Genomic DNA, 22,151 nt, shown 5'->3' on the forward strand with positions numbered 1-22,151 from the left:
GGACGCGTGATCGCAGAACGTGAGCACGCCCATCCGGTGAAGGGCCGGCGGGCGAGCGTGCCGCCCACCCTGAACATCGTCGCGGCCTGGTCGTGGCGGCTCATCGTCGTCGGCGTGGTCGTCTACTTCTTCGCCATGATCCTCGCGCGGCTCAGTTTCGTGACCCTCCCGGTCGCGATCGCGTTCCTGCTCACGGCGCTGCTCTACCCGATCACCAGCCGCCTGCGCCGGGCCGGGTTCCGGCCGATATACGCCACCTGGACGACCATGTTCGTCGCGCTGGCGTTCATCGGCGGGCTCGGCTTCCTGATCGGCAACCGGGCCAACGACGAGTTCCCCGGGCTGGTCGCGCAGATCCAGAAGACCGCGCGCGACGTGCAGGCGTGGCTGCTCACCGGGCCGCTCCACCTGCGCGAGGCGCAGATCGCCGACTTCGTCGAGGAGCTGACGCGGCAGATCAACGAGCAGCGCAGCCAGATCACCGACACCGTGCTGACCGGCGCGACCGCCCTCGTCGAGGCGCTGGCCGCGATCGTGCTGCTGCTGTTCGTGACGTTCTTCCTGCTCAAGGACGGCGACCGGATCTGGGCATGGTTCCTGCGGGCCTTCGGCGGCGTGGCCGACCGGGTCGACCGGGCCGGCCGGGCCGCCTGGCGCACCCTGTCCCACTACGTCCTGGGCACCGTCGCGGTCGCGGCCGTCCATGCCCTGGTCATCGGCATCGTGCTGGCCGGGATGCGGGTGCCGCTGTGGGCGCCGCTCGCGGTGCTGATCTTCTTCGCGTCGTTCATCCCGATCGTCGGCATCTTCTTCGCCGGCGGCGTCGCCACCCTCGTCGTCTTCGGCTCGCAGGGCTGGGTGTACGCCCTGATCTTCGTCGGCGTCCTGGTGGTCGAGCAGCAGTTGGAGAACCACGTGCTCCAGCCGCTGATCGTCGGCCGTGCGCTGGAGTTCCACCCGCTGGCCATCATCATCGTGCTGGCGGTCGGCGGCATCATCGGCGGCATCGCGGGGGCCGTGGTGGCCGTCCCGGTCACGGCCGTGATCTACCGGGCGCTGCCCGAGCTGCGCCGCGACCGGCCCGAGGAGCCGCCCAAGCCGGTCGAACCCGACCCGCCCGAACCAGAGCCCTCACCAGGCGCGGGAGACGCGGCTCCGGGTGGTCCCAACCGGTAGGGTTGCGATCCATGAGTGTCGAGGTGCTGATCCACCGGCTCGACCCTGAGCTGCCGCTACCCGCATACGCCCATCCGGGTGACGCGGGTGCCGATCTCTACGCGGCCGAAGACGTCGAGCTGCTCCCGGGCGAGCGGGCCATGGTCGGCACGGGCGTGGCGATCGCGCTGCCCGACGGCTACGCCGCCTTCGTCCACCCACGTTCCGGGCTGGCCGCCAAGCACGGCGTGACGCTGGTCAACGCGCCTGGAACGGTCGATGCCGGATATCGAGGCGAGATCAAGGTGACGCTGCTCAACACCGACCTCAAGGAGGCCGTCCGGCTGCGGCGCGGTGACCGCGTCGCCCAGCTGGTCATCCAGCGGGTCGAGAAGGCGGCGTTCTACGAGGTGGAGCGGCTCCCCGGATCGGCGCGCGGCGCCGGCGGCTTCGGCTCCACCGGCAGATAGGAAAGGTGACCATCGTGTTCCGACGCCGACGCGGCGCGGCCGAGACCCCGTCCGAGCCCACTCCAGGCCAGCAGACGGCCACCGCACCCGAGGGCCCCGCCCGCGAGTCCGGCCCGTGGGACGCCGCCGACAGCTACCCCCAGGCCGACCGGGTCGACCTGGGCGGGCTCCACCTGCCCATCGGGCCCGACTTCGAGGTCCAGCTCCAGGTGGCCGGCGACCAGATCGTCGGCGCGCTGGTGCTGGCCCACGAGAGCGCCCTGCAACTGCACGCCTACGCCGCCCCGAAGAGGTCGGGCCTGTGGGACGACCTTCGCGTCGAGCTCAGCCGCGACGTCGAGTCGGCCAAGGGCACCGTCGAGGAGGCCGAGGGCCCCTTCGGCACCGAGCTCCACGCGGTCGTGCCGCAGCAGAACGGCCCCGCCGCGTCCATCCGCTACATCGGCGTCGACGGGCCGCGCTGGTTCCTGCGGGCCGTGATCACCGGCCGGGCCGCCGTCGACCCGGCGGCCGCCGCGGTCCTCGAAGGCGTGGTGCGCGAGGTCGTGGTCGTCCGGGGCGACGACCCGATGGCGCCGCGCGAGGGCATCCCGCTCCAGCTTCCGCCCGAGGCCCGCCAGGCCCTGGAGGAGCAGTCCGAAGACAAGGGCTACGACCCCTACGAACGCGGCCCGGAGATCACCGAGACCCGGTGAATTCCCGCTTTGCCCGGTCGATATGGGACCGTTATGCACCTGGACGCCCATCGCCTAGGCTGAAGCATCATGAGCACACAGGAGCCCGTCAAAAAGGGCGGACTACGCGGCTTCTTCCGCCGGCTGGCCACCAGCCAGGCCGAGCTGGAGGCGGCCGAACTCCGGGAAGACCTCGAAAGCCACGGGGCCACCCCCATCGCGGCGTGTGGCGAGCGCCAGCGTTTCTGCGTGGCCGGTACCCTTCGTACGGTGACCCTCCGGCCACGAGGCGGCGCCCCGGCCCTGGAAGCCGAGTTGTACGACGGCTCCGACGTCATCGACCTGGTCTGGCTGGGCCGACGCAAGATCGTCGGCATCGAGCCGGGCCGGGTGGTCCGCGCCGAGGGCCTCGTGAGCCTGCAAGACGGTCGCAAGGTCATGTTCAACCCGCGGTACGAACTGCGCCCAACCGGGTGACGAGGAACGGTGAACCACACGTGAGCACTGCCGAAGAGGCCGCACCCCCACCCCCGGTGAGCGCCCACGAGACCGTCGAGGCCGTGGTCCGGGCCCAGATCGCCAAGGCGTTCGGCGGCAGGCGGGGCACCGTCGAGGCGGCCGTGCCGACCATCGCCTTCACGCTGACCTGGATCTTCACCGAAGACCTGAAGTTCTCCGTGATCCTCTCGGTGGCCCTGTCGGTGGTGCTGCTGGTCGCCCGCATCGTGCAGCGGTCGACGCCGCAGTTCGTGCTCAACAGCCTCTTCGGCATCGGCATCGGCGCGTTCTTCGCGCTGCGCAGCGGCAACGCGGAGGACGCGTTCCTGCCCGGCATGCTCTGGATCGCCGTCGTCGAGGCGCTGATGATCCTGTCGATCCTGGTGCGCTGGCCGTTCCTGGGTTTCCTGCTGGGGGCCACCAACCCCGACGACCCGATCGCCTGGCACCGCGACAAGGGCATCGTCGACCTGTGCGTGAAGTTGTCGTGGATCATGGCCCTGCCCGGCCTCATCAAGCTGGGCGTGCAGATCCCGCTCTACCTGGCGGGCAACGTCTTCTGGCTCGGCATCGCCAAGGTCGCCCTCGGCTGGCCGGTCTACCTGGCCGCGCTGGCCACGGTGGGCTGGATGCTGGCCCGCGGACGGACCGTCCAGCCCACCACCTGACCCGCCGGTGACCCGTCAGTGGGGCGCGAGGAGCTGGCTCAGCTCCTCCTCGACCTCCTGGCTGGCCACGAACAGCAGTTCGTCGCCGGCCTCCAGCGGGTCGTCGGCCGAGGGCACCAGCACCCGGCCCTCGCGCAGGATCGCCACCAGCGCCGAATCGGTCGGCCACGGCACCGAACCGGCCCGCTGGCCCACCACGGGCGCGTCTTCGGGCAGGGTCAGCTCGACCAGGTTGGCCTGACCCTGGCGGAAGGTCATCAGCCGCACCAGGTCGCCGACGCTGACCGCCTCTTCGACGAGCGCGCTGATCAGGCGCGGCGTGGAGACCGCGACGTCGACGCCCCACGACTCGTTGAACAACCACTCGTTCTTCGGGTGGTTGATGCGGGCGACCACCCGCGGCACGCCGTATTCGGTCTTGGCCAGCAGCGAGACGACCAGGTTGACCTTGTCGTCGCCGGAGGCGGCGATCACGACGTGGCAGGCGTTCAGCCCGGCCTCGTCGAGCGCGGAGATCTCACACGCGTCGGCGAGCAGCCACTCGGCCCTCGGCACGCTGTCGATCTTGATGGCCTTGGGGTCGATGTCGATCAGCAGCACCTCGTGGCCGTTCTCCAGGAGCTCGGCCGCGATCGAACGGCCGACGGCGCCCGCCCCGGCGATCGTGACGCGCATCAGTTCTCCTCGGTCTCGGCCGGCGTGCCGGACAGCACCTTGTTGATGTGGTCCATGTGGCCCCCCACGGCGACGACGTGGAGCACGTCGCCCTCCTGGAGCACGGTGTCCTGGGCCGGCACGACCGCCTCGCCCATCCGGTTGAAGAACGCGACCCGGCCGCCGACGGCGCTCTCCAGGTCGACGGCGCGGGTGCCGATCCAGGCCGGGTTGTAGGTGACCTCGGCCAGCACGACGGTGCCCGTCGGGTCGCGCCACAGCGGCTCGGCGCCCTCGGGCAGCACCCGGCGCAGGATCTGGTCGGCCGTCCAGCGCACGGTGGCCACGGTCGGGATGCCCAGCCGCTGGTAGACCTCGGCGCGGCGGGGGTCGTAGATGCGGGCCACGACGTTGTCGACGCCGAAGGTCTCGCGGGCGACGCGGGCGCTGATGATGTTGGAGTTGTCGCCGCTGGACACGGCGACGTAGGCCTGGGCCGACTCGATGCCCGCCTCTTCCAGGACGTCTCGGTCGAAGCCGATCCCGGTGACCCGGCGCCCCCGGAACCCCGCGCGCAGGCGGCGGAACGCCTGGGGATCACGATCGATGATCGCGACCGAATGGCCGTTGTCCTCCAGGATGTGGGCGAGCGTGGATCCCACGCGCCCGCACCCCATGATCACGATGTGCATGCTCCCCGCCGATGTCGAGACGTCGATGGGGACAGTATCCCGTCTACGGGCACCGCCGCGTGCCGTGTCCCTGGTCAGGGCGGCTACGCTTCTCAGTCGTGCCAAAGGTGACGGATCTCGTCAAGCGCCTTGTCGTCGGGCGGGCCTTGCGCAGCACCGAGCTGCACGGGCAGCTCCTGCCCAAGCGCGTCGCCCTGCCGGTCTTCGCCAGCGACGCGCTCTCCTCCGTGGCCTACGCGCCGCAGGAGATCCTCGTCATCCTCTCGATCGCCGGTGTCGCCGCCTACAACTTCAGCCCGTGGGTCGCCGTGGGCGTCGTCGTGATCATGCTGACGGTGGTGGCGTCGTACCGGCAGAACGTGCACGCCTACCCGTCGGGCGGCGGCGACTACGAGGTCGCCACGGTGAACCTCGGGCCCAACGCCGGGCTCACGGTGGCCAGCGCGCTGCTGGTCGACTACGTGCTCACGGTGGCCGTGTCGGTCGCCAACGGCGTCGACTACGTCGGCGCCACGATCCCGTTCGTGGCCACCCACAAGCCGCTCGTGGCGATCGTCATCGTGGTGGTCCTGACGCTGATGAACCTGCGGGGCATCCGCGAGTCGGGCATCGCGTTCGCGGTCCCCACCTATCTCTTCATGGCGTCGGTCATCGGGATGATCCTGTGGGGGCTGTTCCGGCTGGTCGTCCTGGGCGACCAGTTGCGCGCCCCGACCGCCGGGTTCGACGTGGTGCCCGAGGAGATGGACCTGGCCGGGTTCGCCCTGGCGTTCCTGGTGCTGCGGGCCTTCGCGTCGGGCTGCGCCGCGCTGACCGGGGTCGAGGCGATCAGCAACGGCGTGCCGGCCTTCCGCAAGCCCAAGAGCCGCAACGCCGCCACCACGCTGCTGCTGATGGGCACCGTGGCCGTCAGCATGTTCGGCGGCATCATCTTCCTGGGCCTGAAGGCGGGCGTGACGGTCGCCGAGCCGGCCCACGTCGCGGGCGGCCTGCTGCGGCCCGACGGCACGGCGGTCGGCCCGAACTACTACCAGGAGCCGATCATCTCGCAGGTCGCCTCGGCCGTCTTCGGGCCGGGAACGCTCCTGTTCATCCTCGTCTCGGCCGTGACGGCGCTGATCCTGTTCCTGGCGGCCAACACGGCGTTCAACGGCTTCCCGGTGCTGGGCTCGATCCTGGCGCAGGACCGCTACCTGCCCCGCCAGCTCCACACCCGGGGCGACCGGCTGGCCTTCAGCAACGGCATCATCATCCTGGCCGCCGGGGCGGGCCTGCTGATCTGGGCGTTCGACGCCGACGTCAGCAAGCTGCTGAACCTCTACATCGTGGGCGTGTTCGTGTCGTTCACGCTCAGCCAGACGGGCATGGTCCGCCACTGGACCCGGATGTTGCGCACCGAGACCGACGCAAAGGTCCGGTTCGAGATGATGCGCGCCCGGGTGATCAACGGGTTCGGCGGCGTGATGACCGGGATCGTGCTCGTGGTCGTGCTGATCACGAAGTTCACCCACGGCGCCTACATCGTCTGCATCGCCATGCCGGTGCTGTTCCTGATGATGAAGGGCATCCGGCACCACTACGACGCGGTCGCGACCGAGTTGTCCGCGCCCGAGGACGACATCGACGCCTCGATGCTCCCGGCCCGCAACCACGCGATCGTGCTGGTCTCCAAGATCCACAAGCCGACGCTGCGGGCCCTGGCCTACGCCCGCGCCACCCGCCCCTCGACCCTGGAGGCCGTCTCGGTCGGCGTCGACCCGGCCGAGTCGCAGCGCCTCCAGGAGGAGTGGGACCGGCGCGGCATCCCCGTGACGCTGAAGATCCTCGACTCGCCCTACCGCGAGATCACCCGGCCCATCCTCGAATACGTCAAGTCGCTGCGCCGCCGCTCCCCGCGCGACGTGGTGACGGTCTACATCCCCGAATACGTCGTCGGCCGCTGGTGGGAGCACCTGCTCCACAATCAGAGCGCGCTGCGGCTGAAGGCCAAACTTCTGTTCAAGCCCGGGGTCATGGTCACCAGCGTGCCCTGGCAGCTCCAGTCGGCCGACCGGGTCATCGGCCGGGTCGAACCGGCCGCCCCGGGGTCCGTGCGGCGGCCCTACGGATCTTCGTCCGGTCGGTCCGATGGCCAGCCCAAGGCATGATGGGAGAATGCTTGAACTGACGGTGGGCCAGGTGGCCAATGGCGGATGGTGCGTCGCCCGGCACGACGGGCGGGTGGTGTTCGTCAGGCACGCGCTCCCGGGAGAGCGCGTGCGGGCCGAGGTCACCGAGGAGACGGCCCGGTTCCTCCGCGCCGACGCGGTGGAGATCCTTGAGGCCTCGCCCGACCGGGTGACCCCGCCCTGCCCCTTCAGCGGGCCCGGCAGGTGCGGCGGCTGCGACTGGCAGCACGCCTCTCTGGAGGCGCAGCGGCGCCTGAAGGCCGACGTGGTGGCCGAACAACTCTCCCGCCTGGCGGGCATCGACCGGGAGATCACGGTCGAGGAGGTGCCCGGCGCGCCCGACGGCCTCGGCTGGCGCACCCGCGTCCAGTACGCGACCGGCCGCGACGGCCTCCTGGGCCTGCGCCGCCACCGCTCCCACGACGTCGAGCCGGTGACCGACTGCCTGATCGCCGACCCGGCGATCGAGGAGCTGCGCGTCGCCACCGAGGGCTGGCGCGGCGCCGCCTCGGTGGAGTTCATCGCCTCGACCGGCGGCGACCACGCGGTCGTCGTGACCCCCAAGCCCCATCGCGACGTGCGCATCCCCGACATCGACGCCAGCGTGATGCTCGACGAGGGCCGGCGCGGCACCCGCGTCCTCCAGGGCCACGGCACCCTCACCGAACGCGTGGGCGACCGCGACTTCCGCGTCTCGGCCAGCGGCTTCTGGCAGGTCCACCCCGGCGCCGCCGCGACCCTGCTCGACGCCGTCCTCGACTTCGCCCAGCCCAAGCCGGGCGAGTGGGCCCTCGACCTCTACTGCGGCGCCGGCCTGTTCGCCGCCGGCCTGGCCGAGGCCGTCGGCCCGTCGGGAGCCGTGCTGGGCATCGAGAGCGAGGCCCAGGCGGTGCAGGACGCCCGCTGGAACCTGCGCGGCGTCGCCCAGGTCTCCTTCGAACGCGGACGCGTGGAGGAGGCCCTCGACCGGCTGGAGATCGAACGCGCCGACCTGGTCGTGACCGACCCGCCCCGGGCGGGGCTCGGGCGCGAGGTGGTCGACCGGGTGGCGGGGCTGCGGGCCTCCCGGATCGTGTACGTGTCGTGCGACCCGGCGACTCTGGCGCGGGACATCAAGTGGTTCGGGGAGCTCGGGTACGAACTGGCGGACATCCGCGCCTTTGATCAATATCCGATGACGCACCACGTGGAGTGTGTGGCGCTGCTGGTCAGAGGCTAGGGCCTGCGGCTGACCTGGGGTTTTGCATCTCTCGATAGTTCCGCAAAACTCCAGGTCGCTCCATCAAGCGCCAAGATCATTGCGCATTGAGTGCGCACGATCTTGCCGCATCATTCCAAGATCACGACTCTGGGCCGGTCACTCAGGGTGGTCGACAACCCAGGTACCCCGGCGCGCCTCCGTCACTACCCGACCCTCCGCGCGGACGACGCTTAGCGCCTGACGAACCGTGTCCCGGGCCGCGTCGTAGATGTCCATCAGGTCCGGCTCGGAGGGAAGGCGCCGGCGCCACTCGCCCGACTCGATGCGGGCGCGCAGAAATCCAGCTATCTGCTGGTAGAGGGGTGTCTGCGAGTCCCGGTCGAGCATCCTCGGAGGCCACCCCGCCGACTTCCGGCAGGTGCTTTCACAGCGGAAGGTCGGTGAGTGAGGTGGGTTCGTGCGCCACAAAATGCCTTCTGGAGGGCTCTCTGAGGGTCTGCTCCAACCCCGCCTCACTACCTAACATCGCTCACTTTTCCAGGTCGCAGCCTTGTCGGCCCGGGTTGGCCAGGGAAGGGGATCAGTAATGCCGTTAGCGCCCCATGGTCACCCTCAGACGGAAGTCTGCGGGGTCCAGGCGGGGAACGTTGTGGGTGTTCGTGTGACCGTCTCCCAGAACGGATGCCGGAGCTTGGCATCGACGGCGGCCCGCTGGCCCGCCAAGGCCTTGGGTCACGCCTCGCGGGTCGCCGCTGCGGCGGCCGACGAAAACGGGCGCGAGCCACGCCTGCGTTCTCGCCTCAATCCCCGGAGCTGGACCGGGGGAGCGCGATTCTCGGCAGCTTGAAAGGCCCATGACCAAGGGTTCCGGTCATGGGCCTTTCAACGTGCCGGACTCTGCCGACCTGAGCGCTTACCGAGGGGCGAGCGACCCCGGCCCCGTGTCCTCGTAGGTGATGGAGCTCGTGTTCACATAGGCCGACGGGTCGGTCTTGGTCGCTGTCTGTCCCACCCCTTGATCCCTAGCTGGCACAGCGGGAGGCAGAAATCCGCCCCGGGAACGCGGAAACGCCCTGCCTCCACGAGGGAGACGGGGCGCAGCCTTGCGACGGGCGAGCCCTCGGACCGCGCATCGGCGCGGGCCTCTTTCCGATCGTCTGCCGGAAGGCACCGGCGGTCAGTAGCCGGGCTTGCCCGTGACCCCCGGCAGGCCGGGGAGCAGCTTCCCCATGTCGGCAGGGTTGGGCATGCCCGCACCCATGCCGGGGATCGCCTTCGCCAGGTCGACGAGGCTGCCAGGAGGCACCGGGGTCGCCCCGAGCATGTTCGCCGGGACCTTCGACACGGCATCACCAATGTCAGGCAGCGTCAGCGGTGCCAGCAGGCCCCCCTTGTCCGGGGCAGGGTCGGCATGAGCCGGTCCGGCCAGCATCACGGCGATGACGGCGGCTACGGCGGCGGCCACCGTGAGACCCGCCTTCACCGGGCGGAGCGTTCCCTTCGGCATCTCTAGTACCGCCCCCACGCGGGCGGGGCGACCAGGCCGCCGAGGAGGTTCGCGGAAGCGCCCGCGAATGGCTCCACCACAGGGAACAGGTCGCCGAGGACGCCGGAGGGTGACGGGTCGGCGTGGGCTGTTCCGGCCAGCATGACGGTGACGGCGGCCAGGGTGAGTCCGGCCGTCCCCACCACCCTTCGGCGCGTTCCCTTAAGCATCTGCTCGCTTCCTTTCGCTCTTGATCTTCTGGCAGCAGAAGATTGGCAGGGACGATCAGGCAGAAGTGCATGGTGCGACGGGCATGGATGAACGTTGACGGCACGCGTGCCATCTAGTGATGAAGAAGAAGCGCCCCACCCCCCGGCCTGGAGCCAGAGGTAGGGCGCTTCGTTTTGTCCAGAGCGGGCAACCGCCATGTGAAGGCAGAGTCGGGGTTACCCGATGCGGGGCGCGGTCATCTCCGGGCCGGCGTGCGGCTCGACATGGCCACGCACCTACGCTGACGTCAGGACGGCGACGAAGCCCATGACGCTGGCCACCTGCACGGCCGACCAGTCCAGGCCGAACGTCGCCCCGAGCGTGAGCAGCGCCTGCGCGACACCAAGGATGGCGGCCTGCAGCGACGAGCCGCCGTCGGTGGCCCGGGTCGCCCACGCGGTGGCGAAGCCGAGCAGGGCCGCCGCGGCGGCGTTGACGACGGCCGGCCACTGTCTCGAAGACGTCCCCAGGGGCCGGTCGCGGAGCCGGTCGGGTGCGTGCGGCTGGGTCCAGGCCATCGCACGCACCCAGGCTGCCTCGTCGGGTATCACAGTGCGGCCCCACCAGTGCATATACCGGACCTATACCGGCGTCCCCGACAGTCGTCCCACGCCAGATAATCCGCTTTCAGGCAGGAGACGACGTGAAGTCGAGGACCAGAAGAGCAGTCATCGCCGCCGTGATGGCGGCCGGAATCTCGGGAATCGGCCTGGGGGTCACGACACCCGCTTATGCCGCTCCGACGGCCGCCACGGCAGGCCCGCCCCACGACTACCCCCGCATTTACAAGGGGTATCCCACCCAGTTCGCCTGCGTCCTCAACAAGACCGTGCTGAGCAGCCAATACGGCTGGTACCAGTCCTGGTGCGAGTACAACTGGAACTCGCCGGAGGACTCGGACTACTGGCTCTGGTACGTCGAAAAGTGATGCGCCGACAGCGGGCAGGCGGCGATGAGGCCGCATCAGGCGCTCACTGCGCGTGAGCGCCGCACCGCGCCGCACCGCGCCGCACCGCGCCGCGCCACACGGACCGCGCCGTCCAGGCCGCCGACGGTGAGGTGGTGGCGGCGGTCGAGGGGGCGTGCCGGAGACCGGGCACGCCGATCGAGGTGCCGTTCGGCTACTGACGCGGGGCGGTCAGGATCTGGGCGACCGCCTCGGCCGGGGCCGCGCCTCTGATCGACAGTTCGCCCAGGCTGTTCTTGGTCTGGAAGGCGACCAGGGTCTTGGCGTCGGCGACCGTCAAATCGTCGGCGCTGGCCAGGACCGGGGTCAGGCCCAGGTGGGGCCAGGCCGGGCGGTTCAGCAGGCGGGTGAGCTGGCGGTTGGCGGCGTGGGCGGCGTCGGCGAGGGCGCGGAGGTTGTCGCGGGCGCCGGGGCTGAACGGCACCAGCACGTTCACCCTGCCGATCTCGGCGCCCGCCGCGCGGGTGGCCCTGAGCATCGCGCGGTCGGCGATCGACAGGCCCGCCCTGGTCGCGGGGAGGGTCATCGTCACCGTCAGTTCGGAGCCGACCCGGCGGGCCTCCTCCTGGAGGCGCTGGATGGCGGCGGCGCGGCGGCCCGTCGTGGCGGGGTCGGCCGAGTCGGTGACCTCGAAGTCGATCAGCTCGGGGCGGTAGGCCTTCAGGACCGACCGGTAGGCGCGCAGCAGCCGGGCGGGGCCGGCGCAGGTCGCGGCCAGTTCGGCGCCACGGGGGCCGCCGAACGACAGGCCCACGGGGCGGCCGGTCTTGTGGAGGGTCGAGACGAGGGGTTTCTTCGCCGAGGCGGGCAGGCCGCTCCACGTGGGGAGGCAGCCGGTGGCGTTGACGTGGCCGACCAGGTAGGACGGCGCCCGCGAGACCCCGCCCTCGGCGCGGATCGCGTCGACGAACGTCACGTAGGGGACGGTCTGTTCGGGTTTGGGGGCCACCGCGACGGCGGGGGCGGCGGCCACCGGCGGGGAGACCGGCGCGGCCCATTCGGGCAGCGGCTCGGCGGGGAGCAGCACCAGGGCGGCGGCCGTGGCGCCGGCGAGGGCGGTCGCCGCGGCCATGACGAGGGCGCGCGGAGGGGTGCCCACGGGGCGGGGCCGAGGAGCGGAATCCATTTGATTCACCACCGAGCGTCGCGCTACGACTACTATCCGCAAGGGACCCTAGCAAGGGCCGGACGGCGATAATGGCCGAATGAAGTTGAGGATCTTCACCGAGCCCCAGGAGGGCGCGACCTACGACGACCTGCTCGCGGTCGCGCGGGCGGCCGAGCGGCTGGGGTTCGACGCGTTCTTCCGGTCCGACCACTATCAGGCCATCGGCGGCGGCGACCCCGGGCCGGGGTCCACCGACGCCTGGCTGACGCTCGCCGGGCTGGCCCGCGAGACCACGACGATCCGGCTCGGCACCCTCGTCACGCCCGCGACCTTCCGTCTCCCCGGGCCGCTGGCGATCAGCGTCGCGCAGGCCGACCAGATGAGCGGCGGCCGGATCGAGCTCGGCCTGGGCACCGGCTGGTACGACGCCGAGCACCACTCCTACGGCATCCCGTTCCCGCCGGTGAAGGAGCGCTTCGACCGCTTCGAGGAGCAGCTCGCGATCATCACCGGCCTGTGGGCGGCCGAGAAGCCGTTCTCGTACGCCGGCACGCACTACCGCCTCACCGACTCCCCGGCGTTGCCGAAGCCGGTGCAGAAGCCCCTGCCGATCATCATCGGCGGCTTCGGCGCCACCCGCACCCCCAGGCTGGCGGCCACCTACGCGGCCGAGTACAACATCCCCTTCCGCTCCCTCGACGACGTCGCCACGGGCTTCGCCCGGGTCCGGGAGGCCAGTGCGGAGACCGGCCGGTCGCTGATCTACTCGGTGGCCCAGACCGTCTGCGTCGGTGCCGACGAGGCGGAGGTGGCCCGCCGCGCCGCCGCCATCGGGAAGAGCCCGGAGAAGTTGCGGTCGGACGGGATCGCGGGCACGCCGGAGGAGGTCGTCGACAAGATCGGCAGATTCGGCGAACTGGGCGCCGGGCGCGTCTACCTCCAGGTCATGGATTTGTCCGACCTCGACCACCTCGACCTGATCGCCCGCGAGGTCATGCCCCACGTCTGACCCTTCGAGCCACCCGCGACGCGTGAATTTCGGGCGGCGTCAGCCGCCCGGCCCCATCCGGCCATTTCCCGCGGGCGGTGGCGGGGGGACGCGCCTCGGTCGCGCCGGCCGGCCGGCCTCTGATTCGAGGGCGATTCGTACGGACGACGGTGCGGGAAACCCGGTCGCTCGCGGCATTTCCGGCAAGGCACACTTCTCCCTGTGCTGATGACCATCTCGACCACCCGTGAACCGGCGACCGATCTCGGCTTCCTGCTGCACAAGCATCCGGATCGAGTGCAGGAGTTCCCACGGGCGTTCGGGGTCGCGCACGTCTTCTATCCCGAGGCCACCGACCAGAGGTGCACCGCGGCGCTGCTGCTCGACGTCGATCCGGTACGGCTCGCGCGCACCCGCGGCAGGACGACCCCCGACTTCAGCCTCGGCCAGTACGTCAACGACCGGCCCTACGCCGCGTCGTCGCTGCTGTCGACCGCCATGGCCGAGGTGTTCCGCACGGCCAGGTCGGGCCGGTGCGACGCCCGGCCGGAACTGGCCCGGTCGGCGATCCCGCTGGAGATCGTGCTTCCGGCGTTGCCGTGCCGGGGCGGGCCGACGCTGGCCCGGCGGCTGTTCGAGCCCATGGGCTGGGACGTCACGGCCGACCCGATCCCGCTCGACCCGGCCTTTCCCGAATGGGGCGACTCCCGCTACGTCACCCTCACGCTGAAGGGCGAGCTCCGGCTCGCCGACGCGCTCAACCACCTCTACGTCCTGCTGCCGGTCCTCGACGACGCCAAGCACTACTGGATCGCCGAGGACGAGGTCGACAAGCTGATCCGCGCGGGGGAGGGCTGGCTGGCCGCCCATCCCGACCTCACCCTCATCACCCGCCGGTACCTCAACCGCCGGACCGCCCTGACCAGGGCCGCCTTCGCCCGGCTGGCCGAGGTGGGCGACGACGAGGAGGAGACGCTGGAACCGCCGGCCGAGGAGGAGGTGCGCATCCCCCTCAACACCCTCCGCCGGGACGCCGTGGTGGAGACCCTCGCCGAACTCCAGGCGCGGAGCGTCATCGATCTCGGCTGCGGGTCGGGACAACTGATCTCGGCCCTGCTCGACCAGGGCGTACCGAAGATCACTGGAGTGGACGTCTCCGCCCACACGCTCATGATCGCGGCGCGGCGGCTCAAACTCGACCGCATGGGGAGCCGGACCCGCGAGCGGGTGGACCTCTTCCAGGGCTCGGTCACCTACACCGACGCCCGGTTCGCCGGATATGACGCCGCCGTGCTGATGGAGGTCGTCGAGCACCTCGACCCGCCCCGGCTCCCGGCCATGGAGCGGGTCGTCTTCGGCGCCGCCAAGCCCACGTACGTGCTGGTCACCACGCCCAACGCCGAATACAACCCGCGCTACGCGAACCTGACCGGCCTGCGCCACCCCGACCACCGCTTCGAGTGGACCCGCGCCGAGTTCCGCGAATGGGCCGGGAGCGTCGCCGAACGGTACGGCTACCAGGTCGAACACCGCCCCGTCGGCGACGACGACCCCGACGTCGGCTCGCCCACCCAGATGGCCGTCTTCGTGAAGGAGGGTTCGGCATGACCGAGATCCGTGTCCCCGCGCTGTCGCTGGTCGTGCTGGTCGGGGTGTCCGGCAGCGGCAAGTCCACCTTCGCGCGCAAGCACTTCAAGCCCACCCAGATCGTCTCCTCCGACCACTGCCGCGGGCTGGTCTCCGACGACGAGAACGACCAGGCCGCCACGCCGGAGGCGTTCGACCTGCTGCACCACATCGTCGGCGTGCGGCTGCGGCGCGGGCTGCTGACCGTGGTCGACGCGACCAACGTCCAGTGGAAGGCCCGGGAGGCGCTGGTCGCCCTGGCCAGAAGTCACGACGTGTTGTGCGACGCGATCGTGCTCGACGTGCCCGAGGAGGTGGCGGTCGCCCGGAACGCCTCCCGGCCCGACCGCGACTTCGGCTCCCACGTCATCCGCAGGCAGCGGAACGACCTGCGGAAGTCGCTGTCGAAGATCTCCCGCGACGGGTTCCGCCGCGTCCACGTGCTGCGCGGCGGCGAGATCGACGACGCCGTGATCGGCTACGAGAAGGCGTGGACCGACAAGAGGGAACTGACCGGGCCGTTCGACGTCATCGGCGACGTGCACGGCTGCGCCTCGGAGCTGGAGACCCTGCTCGCCACCCTCGGCTACCAGGACGGCGTGCACCCCGGCGGCCGGACGGCCGTGTTCGTCGGCGACCTCGTCGACCGGGGGCCCGACAGCCCGGGGGTGCTGCGCCGGGTCATGGGCATGGTCGAGCGCGGCACCGCGTTGTGCGTCTCGGGCAACCACGAGCAGAAGCTGGTACGCGCCCTCAACGGCCGCAAGGTGCGGGTCGCCCACGGCCTGGAGACGTCGCTGGAGCAGTTCGCCCGCGAAGACGACGTGTTCACCGGCCGGGCCAAGGCCTTCATGGAGGGCCTGATCAGCCACTACGTCCTCGACGGCGGCCGGCTCGTGGTCGCGCACGCCGGTCTCAAGGAGGCCTACCACGGCCGGGCCTCGGGCCGGGTGCGGTCGTTCGCGCTCTACGGCGACACCACCGGCGAGACCGACGAGTACGGCCTGCCGGTCCGCTACCCGTGGGCCGAGGAGTACCGGGGCCGGGCCATGGTCGTCTACGGCCACACCCCGACCACCCACGCCGAATGGGTCAACAACACCATCTGTCTCGACACCGGCGCCGTCTTCGGCGGCCGGCTCACCGCGCTGCGCTACCCGGAGAGGGAACTCGTCTCGGTCCCGGCCGAGCGGGTCTGGTACGAACCGGCCCGCCCGCTCGCCTCGCGGGGCCGCGAGCCCGACGTGCTGGACATCCGCGACGTCACCGGCGACCGCTACGTCGAGACCTCGACCGGCACGGTCAAGATCAGGGAGGAGAACGCCACCGCCGCCCTGGAGATCATGAGCCGGTTCGCGGTCGACCCGCGCTGGCTGGTCTACCTGCCGCCCACGATGGCCCCGCCGGAGACCTCGAAGAAGGACGGCTACCTCGAACACCCCGACGAGGCCTTCGCCGAGTTCGCCGCCGCCGGGGTCACCCGGGTGGTGTGCGAGGAGAAGCACATGGGCTCGCGGGCGATCGTCGTGCTGGCCCGCACGCCGGCGGACGCCCAGGCGAAGTTCGGCGTCGAGGGCACCGGCACGATCTTCACCAGGACCGGCCGCCCCTTCTTCGGCGACCTCCAGGAGGAGTTCGTGGCCGGGCTCCGCGAGGCCTTCGCGCCGCTGCTGGAGGACTCCCCGTGGGTGGTGCTCGACGGCGAGCTGCTGCCCTGGTCGGCCAAGGCCGGCGAGCTCATCCGCAGCCAGTACGCCTCGGTCGGCGCCGCCGCCGGGGCCGCGCTGCCCGTGGTGGTGACGGCGCTGGAGGCGGCGGCCGGGCGTGGCCTGGATGTGGGACCGGTACTGGACCGCGCCCGGCGCCGCGAGAGCAACGCTGCCCGGTTCCGCGAGGCGTATGCCCGTTACTGCGAGCCCGTTTCCGGTGTTTCCGGGCTGCGCTTCGCGCCCTTCCAGATCCTCGCCTGCGCCGAGGGCGCCACCGCGGTGACCCGGCCGCACGACTGGCACCTCGACCGGCTGGCCGCCGTCACGCATCCGCTGGTGCGCGCGACCCGGCACACGTACGTGGACCTGGAGAAGGAGGACCGGCGCCAGGCGGCGGTCGACTGGTGGACGGCGCTCACCGACGCGGGCGGCGAGGGCATGGTGGTCAAGCCGGTCGCCCACCCCGGCGGCCGGGTGCAGCCGGGGATCAAGGTGCGCGGGCCCGAGTACCTGCGCATCATCTACGGCCCCGACTACCTGGAATCGCTCGACGAGCTGCGCCGGCGTTTTCTCGGCCGGAAGCGGTCGCTGGCGCTGCGCGAGCATAGCCTGGGGATCGAGGCGCTCTCGCGACTGGCGGCCGGCGAGCCGTTCCACCGCGTCCACGAGGCGGTCTTCTCCGTGCTCGCCCTGGAGTGTGAGCCGGTCGATCCCCGGTTGTGATCGGGGCTTCACGGGAGCGACACGTTCGTCACCCCCGGGGTCCTCTAGGAGGCCCTAACATCGGGGCAGACGACAGAGCGTGAACTTGCGATCACTCATGAATGAACGCCAACCCAGAAGGCCATGGTTCCATCTGCGTCATGACTGGCAGGACACCGAGCGCATCGGCAATGTCGTGGTGCAGCACTGCACTGTGTGCCTGAAAAGCAGAGTACGAATCCGGTAATGGCCCCTTAGTGTAGCCATTGCGCTACTTGCCGTAATTGTGGGGCAGGTAGGCTGCATGGGGGGTCCACCGGTAGCCGCGCAACGGCAGGAGCGTCTCGGCTACGTCACGTTCATCGCGGCGGCCGGTGCCATCGGCGGTTTCCTGTTCGGCTACGACAGCGCGGTGATCAACGGCGCCGTGGTCGGCATCCAGCGCTATTTCAACGTGGGCCCGGTCACCATCGGCGTGGTGGTGGCCATCGCACTGCTCGGCTCGGCCGTCGGGGCCTGGTTCGCCGGCAGCCTCGCCGACCGCTGGGGGCGCACCAAGACCATGCGCCTGGCCGCGGTCATCTTCGCCGTCAGCTCGATCGGGCAGGCGCTGCCGTTCGCGATCTGGGATCTGGCCTTCTGGCGTGTCCTCGCCGGCGCCGCGATCGGCATGGCCTCGGTCCTCGGGCCCGCCTACATCGCCGAGGTCGCCCCGCCCGCCTACCGGGGGCGGCTCGGGTCGTTCCAGCAGCTCGCGATCGTGCTCGGCATCGCCGTCTCCCAGTTGGTGAACTTCACGATCAACCTGTGGGCCGGGGGAGAGGTCAACAACCACCTCGGCCCCCTGGAGGCCTGGCAGTGGATGCTCGGCGCCTGCCTGGTGCCCGCCCTGATCTTCCTCGTCTTCGCCAGCGTCATCCCCGAATCGCCCCGCTACCTGGTCGCGGCCGGGCGCGAAGGGCAGGCCCGCGAGGTGCTGCGCGAGATCGAGGGCGACCACGTCGACCTCGACGACCGGGTGACCGAGATCAGGAGCGTGCTGCGCACCCGGCGGCCTCCCCGCCTCGCCGACCTGCGCGGACCCCGCTTCGGGCTGCTGCCGGTCGTCTGGGTCGGCGTCCTCCTGTCGGTCTTCCAGCAGTTCGTCGGCATCAACGTGATCTTCTACTACTCGACGGTGCTCTGGCAGTCGGTCGGCATCACCCAGTCGGACTCGCTGCTGATCAGCTTCTCCAGTTCGATCATCAACATCGTCGGCACGTTCATCGCCATGGCCCTGGTCGACCAGGTCGGCCGCCGCCCGCTGCTGCTGGTCGGCTCGGCCGGCATGGCGATCGCGCTGGCGGTGGCGTCGTGGTCGTTCAGCTACAGCCGCACCGTCGACGGGATCGTGCAGCTCCCCGCCACGCAGGGCGCCGCCGCCCTGATCGCGGCCAACGCGTTCGTGTTGTTCTTCGCGTTGTCGTGGGGGGTCATCGTGTGGGTGCTGCTGGGCGAGATGTTCCCCGGCCGGATCAGGGCGGCGGCGCTGTCGGTCGCGGCGGCGGCGCAGTGGCTGGCCAACTGGGTGATCACCGTGACGTTCCCGCCGCTGGCCACCTGGAACCTGGCGCTCACCTACCTGTTCTACGCCGTGTTCGCCGCGTTGTCGTACCTCTTCGTGGTCTTCATCGTGAAGGAGACGAAGGGCCGAAGACTGGAGGAGATGGGGTAGCCTCCGTCAGCCACGGGTCGAGGGCGTCGGCCTGGTCGTAGAGGGTCTCCAGCTCCGCCAGGCAGGCCGCGATCACCTCCCGCTCGACGATCCGCCGCCCGCCCAGATGGGCGCCGACGTCGTCGTAGCGGACCTCGTACATGAGGTCGCGGGACAGGATAAGGATCTCCGGGAGCGGCCCCGCCCGCTCCAGGTGCCGCACCGCTCCGGCGTCGAGCACGCGGGTGCGTTCGCCCGCCCTGGCCCGGGCCTTCAGCACCTGAAGCTCCCATCGCAGGTACGCCGTCAGCGGCCGTTCGGCGATCCGCAACCGCCGCAGCTCCACCGAATCGGGCACGTCGGCGGCGATCTCCCCGGCCGACTCCTCGATCAGTTCCATCGCCCGGTCCCAGTCTCCCTCGGACCAGGCCACCCAGCTCGGGCTGTAGGGCTCGTGAAAGTGCTGGGCCCGCTCCAGCTTCCAGAGCACTCCTTCCATCTCGCGGTAGAGGCCGTAGAACTCGGTCGTGTACGCCTGCCGGTCGAGCGTGACCCCGGGTGCGCCTTGCACGATCTCCCGCACACATCCTCCTGGCGGTCCGGCGATCCGCGCCACTCGCCGGCCCGAAGTGGTGGTCAGTTCCCGTACGAGTTGCTGCAAATGGCTGTTTCGTTACGCTCCAGGCGGCGAATGGTGATCTGCCGTCTGACGGGCGTACTGGGCGTGGCGTCGTTTTGCGACTGTTTCATCCCGTTACCTTCCGTCCCGGTTCCCCGACACGAGGTGATCGTAAAGCGGCCCTCGGAGCCGTCAAGGCCCAAAGCACGTCGGGCAGCCCGCGCGGGCGGCGTGGCGGGCGTAGACGTGGTGGTCGGGCGAGAGCAGATTGATCCCGTGGACGTAGCCCGGCGCCACCTCGGGCACCCCGGTGACCAGGGAGATGATCGCCTGCGCGACGAGATGGCCGGAGATCCCGGCCGACGTGCCGGTCACGCCGGGGCCGCCGAGATCGGGCACCCCGCCGTCGGGCCGGTGGGCCTGCTCGGCCGCGGCGACGCACTCGTAGCAGGCGCCCTTGGGCGGGTCGAAGACGCCGACGGTGACGAGCGGCCCGTTGTAGCCGCCGCCCGCCCACGGCACCCGGGCCGCCGCGCAGGCCCGGCTGGCCCAGACGCGGATGCCCTCGCCCCTGGGCTCGTCGGCGCAGAGGGCGAGGGCGTCGTAGCCGTCGACCAGTGATCGCAGGTCGGCCTCGCCGGTGACGCGGTGGCGGGCCGAGGTGACCACGATGTCGCTGTTGGCCTCGCCCAGCCGGTCGCGGGCCAGGTCGGCCTTGGGCCGGCCGACGTCGGCCTCGGTGTAGAGCAGTTGCCGGTTCAGGTTGGAGAGCTCGACCAGGTCGGGGTCGACGCAGTGGAGCCGCCCGACGCCGGTCGCGGCCAGCGCCCAGGCGGCGTGACTGCCGGTGCCGCCGAGCCCCACCACGACGACACGCGCCCGTTTCAGGGCGAGCTGGGTCTCCCACGCGCTGTGGCCGGGCACCAGGTCGACGCCCCGGAAGAAGGCCTGGTTGCGGCTGTAGCGGTCGACCTCACGCGGGGTGAGCCCACGCGGCGGGGGAGCGGTGGCCTCCTCCAGGTAGCCGGAGCCGACCAGGTCGTCGACGACGCCGCGCGCCTCGCCGGGACTGAGCTCGGGGAACATCACGATCAGCCGCGCGGCCACCGCCTCGGGCGCGCGCCGCCCGTCGAGCAGCGACAGGGCCGCCCAGACCCAGCCCTCCGGATCGTCGATCTCGGCGGCGAGCCCGTAGATCTCGCCGCCGATGCGGACGGTCCCCCCGGTGGTGCGGAACGGGCGGTGCTCCGCTTTGACCCGCGGGAACCGCAATCTCGATCTCCCCCGTGCGACGCCTTATCTGTACCGCGTGGGTGTACGGCGCCCGTGCCGCGTGGCCGCCCCCACGACCAGCGAGATGATCCACAGGAAGAACAGGACCTTGAACACCGTGAACACGCCACCCACAAGGATCATCGCGATCAACGCCCCGACGATCAAGGGCACGAACGGCCCGATCCCCGGCCCGCGCCGGACGCGGGCGTAGGGGGGACGGGCGAGGTGGTATCCCCAGTTGCCCATGTCGATCCCGGGGGGCGTGCGCATCTGGGGGACCGGAGGCGCGCCGAGGCCCTGCCCGCCGGGCAGGTCGGCCAGGACCACCCCCAGGTCGCCGGCGGTCTTGGCGGCGAGCGTGACGTCGAGGCGCTCGTCGAGCTCCTCGCGGGTGAGCCGCCCCTGCGCGAACGCGTCGTGCAGGAAGGCGGTCACCTCGTCGCGCTCCTTGTCGCCGATTCGCATCGCGGCGGGCGGAACGCCGGGCGGAACACGGTCAGCGGTCATGACGGGTCACTACTCCTCGTCGGTGTCGCCGTCGGCCAGGACCTGGTAGAGCTTGCGCCGGGTCTCGGCCAGGATCTTCTTGGCCTGACGCACCTGGCTCTCACTCCCAGTCTGCGCGATCTGGAACAAAGCGGACGCTGCCTGACGCGACAAATCAAACAATTCGTGGACGTTGTCTCCGATGTCGGGAGTCATCTCCTCCCACGGGGCGCGGACCTCGTCCTGGTGCTCGGCCACGTAGGCGCGGCCGGCGTCGGTGAGGGTGAAGGTCTTGCGGCCGTCTGCCTCCTCCGCGCGCACCAGCCCCTCGTCGGTGAGCTGCTGGAGCGCCGGGTAGACGGCGCCGGGGCTGGGCTTCCAGCCGCCCTGCGACCGCTCGGCGATCTCCTGGATGATCTGGTAGCCGTTGCGCGGCTCCTCCGACAGCAGGGCCAGGATGGCGGCCCGGACGTCGCCGCGCTTGGCCTTGCGCCCCCGGCCGAAGCCGCGCGGCCCGAACGGGAAGCCCGGGCCGAAGGGCCCGCCGGGGCCGAACCCCGGCCCGCCGCCCCAGGGGCCGCCCCGGCCGCGGTGGCCTCGATGACGGTGGTCGTGCGGGCCGCCGCCCCCGGTCTCCCAGGTGGCGGCGAAGCCGCGCAGGTTCTCCTTGAGCGCGGCCTTGAGGTTGCGGATCTCCCGGTGGAACTCGTGCGGGTGGGCCCAGGGGCCACCCGCGGCGTGGGTGTTGGTCATGTTTCCTCCAGAGTGTTACGCGATGCCTCAACGATATATCGAGAACATGTCGAATGCGAGAAAAACCCTGAAGTGACCCAAGTCACGAAAAAAGATGGGATGTCGGGGAACAGGTGCTGAGACCGCTCCGTTACATTGGGCAGAGACGGGATTGTTCCGCGCTGAGAGGGCTGGGGGGTGCTCTTGGAGCGGAGCGATCCCGTCTTGTATTTCCGGGCGGATCCGGATCCGGGGGTCCGGCCGCGCACGCGGGCCGTCCAAGTGGTTCGCCCACATGTGCCCGTTGGTC

23 protein-coding genes are annotated in these 22,151 nt (G+C 70.8%); 12 read left to right on the plus strand and 11 right to left on the minus strand.

The window, feature by feature from the left end; translation table 11 throughout:
- Nucleotides 1–6: 6 nt before the first annotated feature.
- From AW273_RS04475 to AW273_RS04495, 5 genes are all read left to right on the plus strand, one after another.
- The gene (locus AW273_RS04475; RefSeq protein ID WP_083949505.1) at nt 7–1,176 is read left to right on the plus strand and encodes an AI-2E family transporter; all 1,170 of its coding nucleotides are present in this window, start codon (nt 7–9) and stop codon (nt 1,174–1,176) included.
- Nucleotides 1,177–1,187: 11 nt separating this feature from the next.
- Nucleotides 1,188–1,625 carry a dUTP diphosphatase gene (gene dut / locus AW273_RS04480; RefSeq protein WP_030454392.1) on the plus strand — a complete coding sequence of 146 codons (438 nt, stop codon included), beginning with the start codon at nt 1,188–1,190 and terminating at the stop codon, nt 1,623–1,625.
- A 14-nt stretch (nt 1,626–1,639) separates the two neighbouring features.
- On the plus strand, nt 1,640–2,320 hold the full coding sequence (locus tag AW273_RS04485; RefSeq protein ID WP_198168004.1) for a DUF3710 domain-containing protein: 681 nt from the start codon (nt 1,640–1,642) through the stop codon (nt 2,318–2,320).
- Nucleotides 2,321–2,389: 69 nt separating this feature from the next.
- Nucleotides 2,390–2,776 carry an OB-fold nucleic acid binding domain-containing protein gene (locus tag AW273_RS04490; RefSeq protein WP_030454390.1) on the plus strand — a complete coding sequence of 129 codons (387 nt, stop codon included), beginning with the start codon at nt 2,390–2,392 and terminating at the stop codon, nt 2,774–2,776.
- A gap of 20 nt (nt 2,777–2,796) precedes the next feature.
- Nucleotides 2,797–3,465 carry a DUF3159 domain-containing protein gene (locus AW273_RS04495; protein WP_062345496.1) on the plus strand — a complete coding sequence of 223 codons (669 nt, stop codon included), beginning with the start codon at nt 2,797–2,799 and terminating at the stop codon, nt 3,463–3,465.
- Between the two features lie 15 nt (nt 3,466–3,480).
- Here AW273_RS04495 and AW273_RS04500 read toward each other — a convergent pair whose 3' ends face one another.
- Entirely contained in the window at nt 3,481–4,140 is a 660-nt protein-coding gene (locus tag AW273_RS04500; RefSeq protein WP_030454388.1) for a potassium channel family protein, read from the minus strand.
- Nucleotides 4,140–4,811, minus strand: a complete 672-nt coding sequence (locus AW273_RS04505) for a potassium channel family protein (RefSeq protein ID WP_062345498.1) — start codon at nt 4,809–4,811, stop codon at nt 4,140–4,142. The genes AW273_RS04500 and AW273_RS04505 overlap by 1 nt, the downstream gene beginning before the upstream one ends.
- A 98-nt stretch (nt 4,812–4,909) precedes the next feature.
- On the opposite strand from AW273_RS04505, the gene AW273_RS04510 reads away from it, so the two are divergent.
- Both AW273_RS04510 and AW273_RS04515 read left to right on the plus strand, forming a co-directional pair.
- On the plus strand, nt 4,910–6,958 hold the full coding sequence (locus AW273_RS04510; RefSeq protein WP_062345499.1) for an APC family permease: 2,049 nt from the start codon (nt 4,910–4,912) through the stop codon (nt 6,956–6,958).
- 7 nt (nt 6,959–6,965) lie between these two features.
- Nucleotides 6,966–8,198, plus strand: a complete 1,233-nt coding sequence (locus AW273_RS04515; protein WP_062345502.1) for a class I SAM-dependent RNA methyltransferase — start codon at nt 6,966–6,968, stop codon at nt 8,196–8,198.
- A 138-nt stretch (nt 8,199–8,336) separates the two neighbouring features.
- Here the strand turns inward: AW273_RS04515 and AW273_RS04520 are convergent, their stop codons facing one another.
- From AW273_RS04520 to AW273_RS04535, 4 genes are all read right to left on the minus strand, one after another.
- On the minus strand, nt 8,337–8,567 hold the full coding sequence (locus AW273_RS04520) for a GntR family transcriptional regulator (RefSeq protein WP_062345505.1): 231 nt from the start codon (nt 8,565–8,567) through the stop codon (nt 8,337–8,339).
- Between the two features lie 790 nt (nt 8,568–9,357).
- Nucleotides 9,358–9,663 carry a hypothetical protein gene (locus AW273_RS36965; protein ID WP_157555565.1) on the minus strand — a complete coding sequence of 102 codons (306 nt, stop codon included), beginning with the start codon at nt 9,661–9,663 and terminating at the stop codon, nt 9,358–9,360.
- 26 nt (nt 9,664–9,689) lie between these two features.
- Nucleotides 9,690–9,896: a hypothetical protein gene (locus tag AW273_RS36970; RefSeq protein WP_157555566.1), complete on the minus strand. Its 207-nt coding sequence runs from the start codon at nt 9,894–9,896 to the stop codon at nt 9,690–9,692.
- 276 nt (nt 9,897–10,172) lie between these two features.
- The gene (locus AW273_RS04535; RefSeq protein ID WP_062345511.1) at nt 10,173–10,454 is read right to left on the minus strand and encodes a hypothetical protein; all 282 of its coding nucleotides are present in this window, start codon (nt 10,452–10,454) and stop codon (nt 10,173–10,175) included.
- A 125-nt stretch (nt 10,455–10,579) separates the two neighbouring features.
- Between AW273_RS04535 and AW273_RS04540 the strand changes: the two genes are divergently transcribed.
- Nucleotides 10,580–10,864 (plus strand): hypothetical protein, encoded by a 285-nt coding sequence (locus AW273_RS04540; protein WP_062345513.1) that lies wholly within the window; start codon nt 10,580–10,582, stop codon nt 10,862–10,864.
- 193 nt (nt 10,865–11,057) lie between these two features.
- On the opposite strand, the gene AW273_RS04545 is transcribed toward AW273_RS04540, so the two are convergent.
- Nucleotides 11,058–12,029, minus strand: a complete 972-nt coding sequence (locus AW273_RS04545) for a glycoside hydrolase family 18 protein (protein ID WP_157555567.1) — start codon at nt 12,027–12,029, stop codon at nt 11,058–11,060.
- Between the two features lie 79 nt (nt 12,030–12,108).
- On the opposite strand from AW273_RS04545, the gene AW273_RS04550 reads away from it, so the two are divergent.
- From AW273_RS04550 to AW273_RS04565, 4 genes are all read left to right on the plus strand, one after another.
- Nucleotides 12,109–13,020 (plus strand): LLM class F420-dependent oxidoreductase, encoded by a 912-nt coding sequence (locus tag AW273_RS04550; protein WP_062345517.1) that lies wholly within the window; start codon nt 12,109–12,111, stop codon nt 13,018–13,020.
- 201 nt (nt 13,021–13,221) lie between these two features.
- Entirely contained in the window at nt 13,222–14,607 is a 1,386-nt protein-coding gene (locus AW273_RS04555) for a 3' terminal RNA ribose 2'-O-methyltransferase Hen1 (protein WP_062345519.1), read from the plus strand.
- Nucleotides 14,604–17,057, plus strand: coding sequence for a polynucleotide kinase-phosphatase (locus AW273_RS04560; protein ID WP_062345521.1), 2,454 nt, complete (start codon nt 14,604–14,606; stop codon nt 17,055–17,057). The genes AW273_RS04555 and AW273_RS04560 overlap by 4 nt, the downstream gene beginning before the upstream one ends.
- 283 nt (nt 17,058–17,340) lie before the next feature.
- On the plus strand, nt 17,341–18,750 hold the full coding sequence (locus AW273_RS04565; RefSeq protein ID WP_062345523.1) for a sugar porter family MFS transporter: 1,410 nt from the start codon (nt 17,341–17,343) through the stop codon (nt 18,748–18,750).
- On the opposite strand, the gene AW273_RS04570 is transcribed toward AW273_RS04565, so the two are convergent.
- The 4 genes from AW273_RS04570 to AW273_RS04585 all read right to left on the minus strand — a co-directional run bounded on the left by AW273_RS04570 (nt 18,704) and on the right by AW273_RS04585 (nt 21,862).
- Nucleotides 18,704–19,312, minus strand: coding sequence for a DUF6879 family protein (locus AW273_RS04570; RefSeq protein ID WP_062345525.1), 609 nt, complete (start codon nt 19,310–19,312; stop codon nt 18,704–18,706). The genes AW273_RS04565 and AW273_RS04570 overlap by 47 nt on opposite strands.
- A gap of 228 nt (nt 19,313–19,540) precedes the next feature.
- Nucleotides 19,541–20,620 carry a HesA/MoeB/ThiF family protein gene (locus tag AW273_RS04575; protein WP_062345528.1) on the minus strand — a complete coding sequence of 360 codons (1,080 nt, stop codon included), beginning with the start codon at nt 20,618–20,620 and terminating at the stop codon, nt 19,541–19,543.
- A 24-nt stretch (nt 20,621–20,644) separates the two neighbouring features.
- Nucleotides 20,645–21,130, minus strand: coding sequence for a DUF1707 SHOCT-like domain-containing protein (locus AW273_RS04580; RefSeq protein ID WP_062345530.1), 486 nt, complete (start codon nt 21,128–21,130; stop codon nt 20,645–20,647).
- Nucleotides 21,131–21,139: 9 nt separating this feature from the next.
- Nucleotides 21,140–21,862: a PadR family transcriptional regulator gene (locus AW273_RS04585; RefSeq protein WP_062345532.1), complete on the minus strand. Its 723-nt coding sequence runs from the start codon at nt 21,860–21,862 to the stop codon at nt 21,140–21,142.
- Between the last annotated feature and the right edge of the window lie 289 nt (nt 21,863–22,151).

The organism is Herbidospora yilanensis (assembly GCF_001570565.1).
GTDB classification, from domain to species: Bacteria; Actinomycetota; Actinomycetes; order Streptosporangiales; family Streptosporangiaceae; genus Herbidospora; species Herbidospora yilanensis.

What these genes read in the sequence shown, in the direction of transcription:
- dut (WP_030454392.1), top strand. Translation starts at nt 1,188, where the DNA reads ATGAGTGTCGAGGTGCTGATCCACCGGCTCGACCCTGAGCTGCCGCTA.
- AW273_RS04505 (WP_062345498.1), bottom strand. Translation starts at nt 4,811, where the DNA reads ATGCACATCGTGATCATGGGGTGCGGGCGCGTGGGATCCACGCTCGCC.
- AW273_RS04515 (WP_062345502.1), top strand. Translation starts at nt 6,966, where the DNA reads ATGCTTGAACTGACGGTGGGCCAGGTGGCCAATGGCGGATGGTGCGTC.
- AW273_RS04520 (WP_062345505.1), bottom strand. Translation starts at nt 8,567, where the DNA reads ATGCTCGACCGGGACTCGCAGACACCCCTCTACCAGCAGATAGCTGGA.
- AW273_RS04580 (WP_062345530.1), bottom strand. Translation starts at nt 21,130, where the DNA reads ATGACCGCTGACCGTGTTCCGCCCGGCGTTCCGCCCGCCGCGATGCGA.
- AW273_RS04585 (WP_062345532.1), bottom strand. Translation starts at nt 21,862, where the DNA reads ATGACCAACACCCACGCCGCGGGTGGCCCCTGGGCCCACCCGCACGAG.
- AW273_RS04550 (WP_062345517.1), top strand. Translation starts at nt 12,109, where the DNA reads ATGAAGTTGAGGATCTTCACCGAGCCCCAGGAGGGCGCGACCTACGAC.
- AW273_RS36970 (WP_157555566.1), bottom strand. Translation starts at nt 9,896, where the DNA reads ATGCTTAAGGGAACGCGCCGAAGGGTGGTGGGGACGGCCGGACTCACC.
- AW273_RS04490 (WP_030454390.1), top strand. Translation starts at nt 2,390, where the DNA reads ATGAGCACACAGGAGCCCGTCAAAAAGGGCGGACTACGCGGCTTCTTC.
- AW273_RS04565 (WP_062345523.1), top strand. Translation starts at nt 17,341, where the DNA reads ATGGGGGGTCCACCGGTAGCCGCGCAACGGCAGGAGCGTCTCGGCTAC.
- AW273_RS04545 (WP_157555567.1), bottom strand. Translation starts at nt 12,029, where the DNA reads ATGGATTCCGCTCCTCGGCCCCGCCCCGTGGGCACCCCTCCGCGCGCC.
- AW273_RS04500 (WP_030454388.1), bottom strand. Translation starts at nt 4,140, where the DNA reads ATGCGCGTCACGATCGCCGGGGCGGGCGCCGTCGGCCGTTCGATCGCG.
- AW273_RS04535 (WP_062345511.1), bottom strand. Translation starts at nt 10,454, where the DNA reads ATGGCCTGGACCCAGCCGCACGCACCCGACCGGCTCCGCGACCGGCCC.
- AW273_RS04560 (WP_062345521.1), top strand. Translation starts at nt 14,604, where the DNA reads ATGACCGAGATCCGTGTCCCCGCGCTGTCGCTGGTCGTGCTGGTCGGG.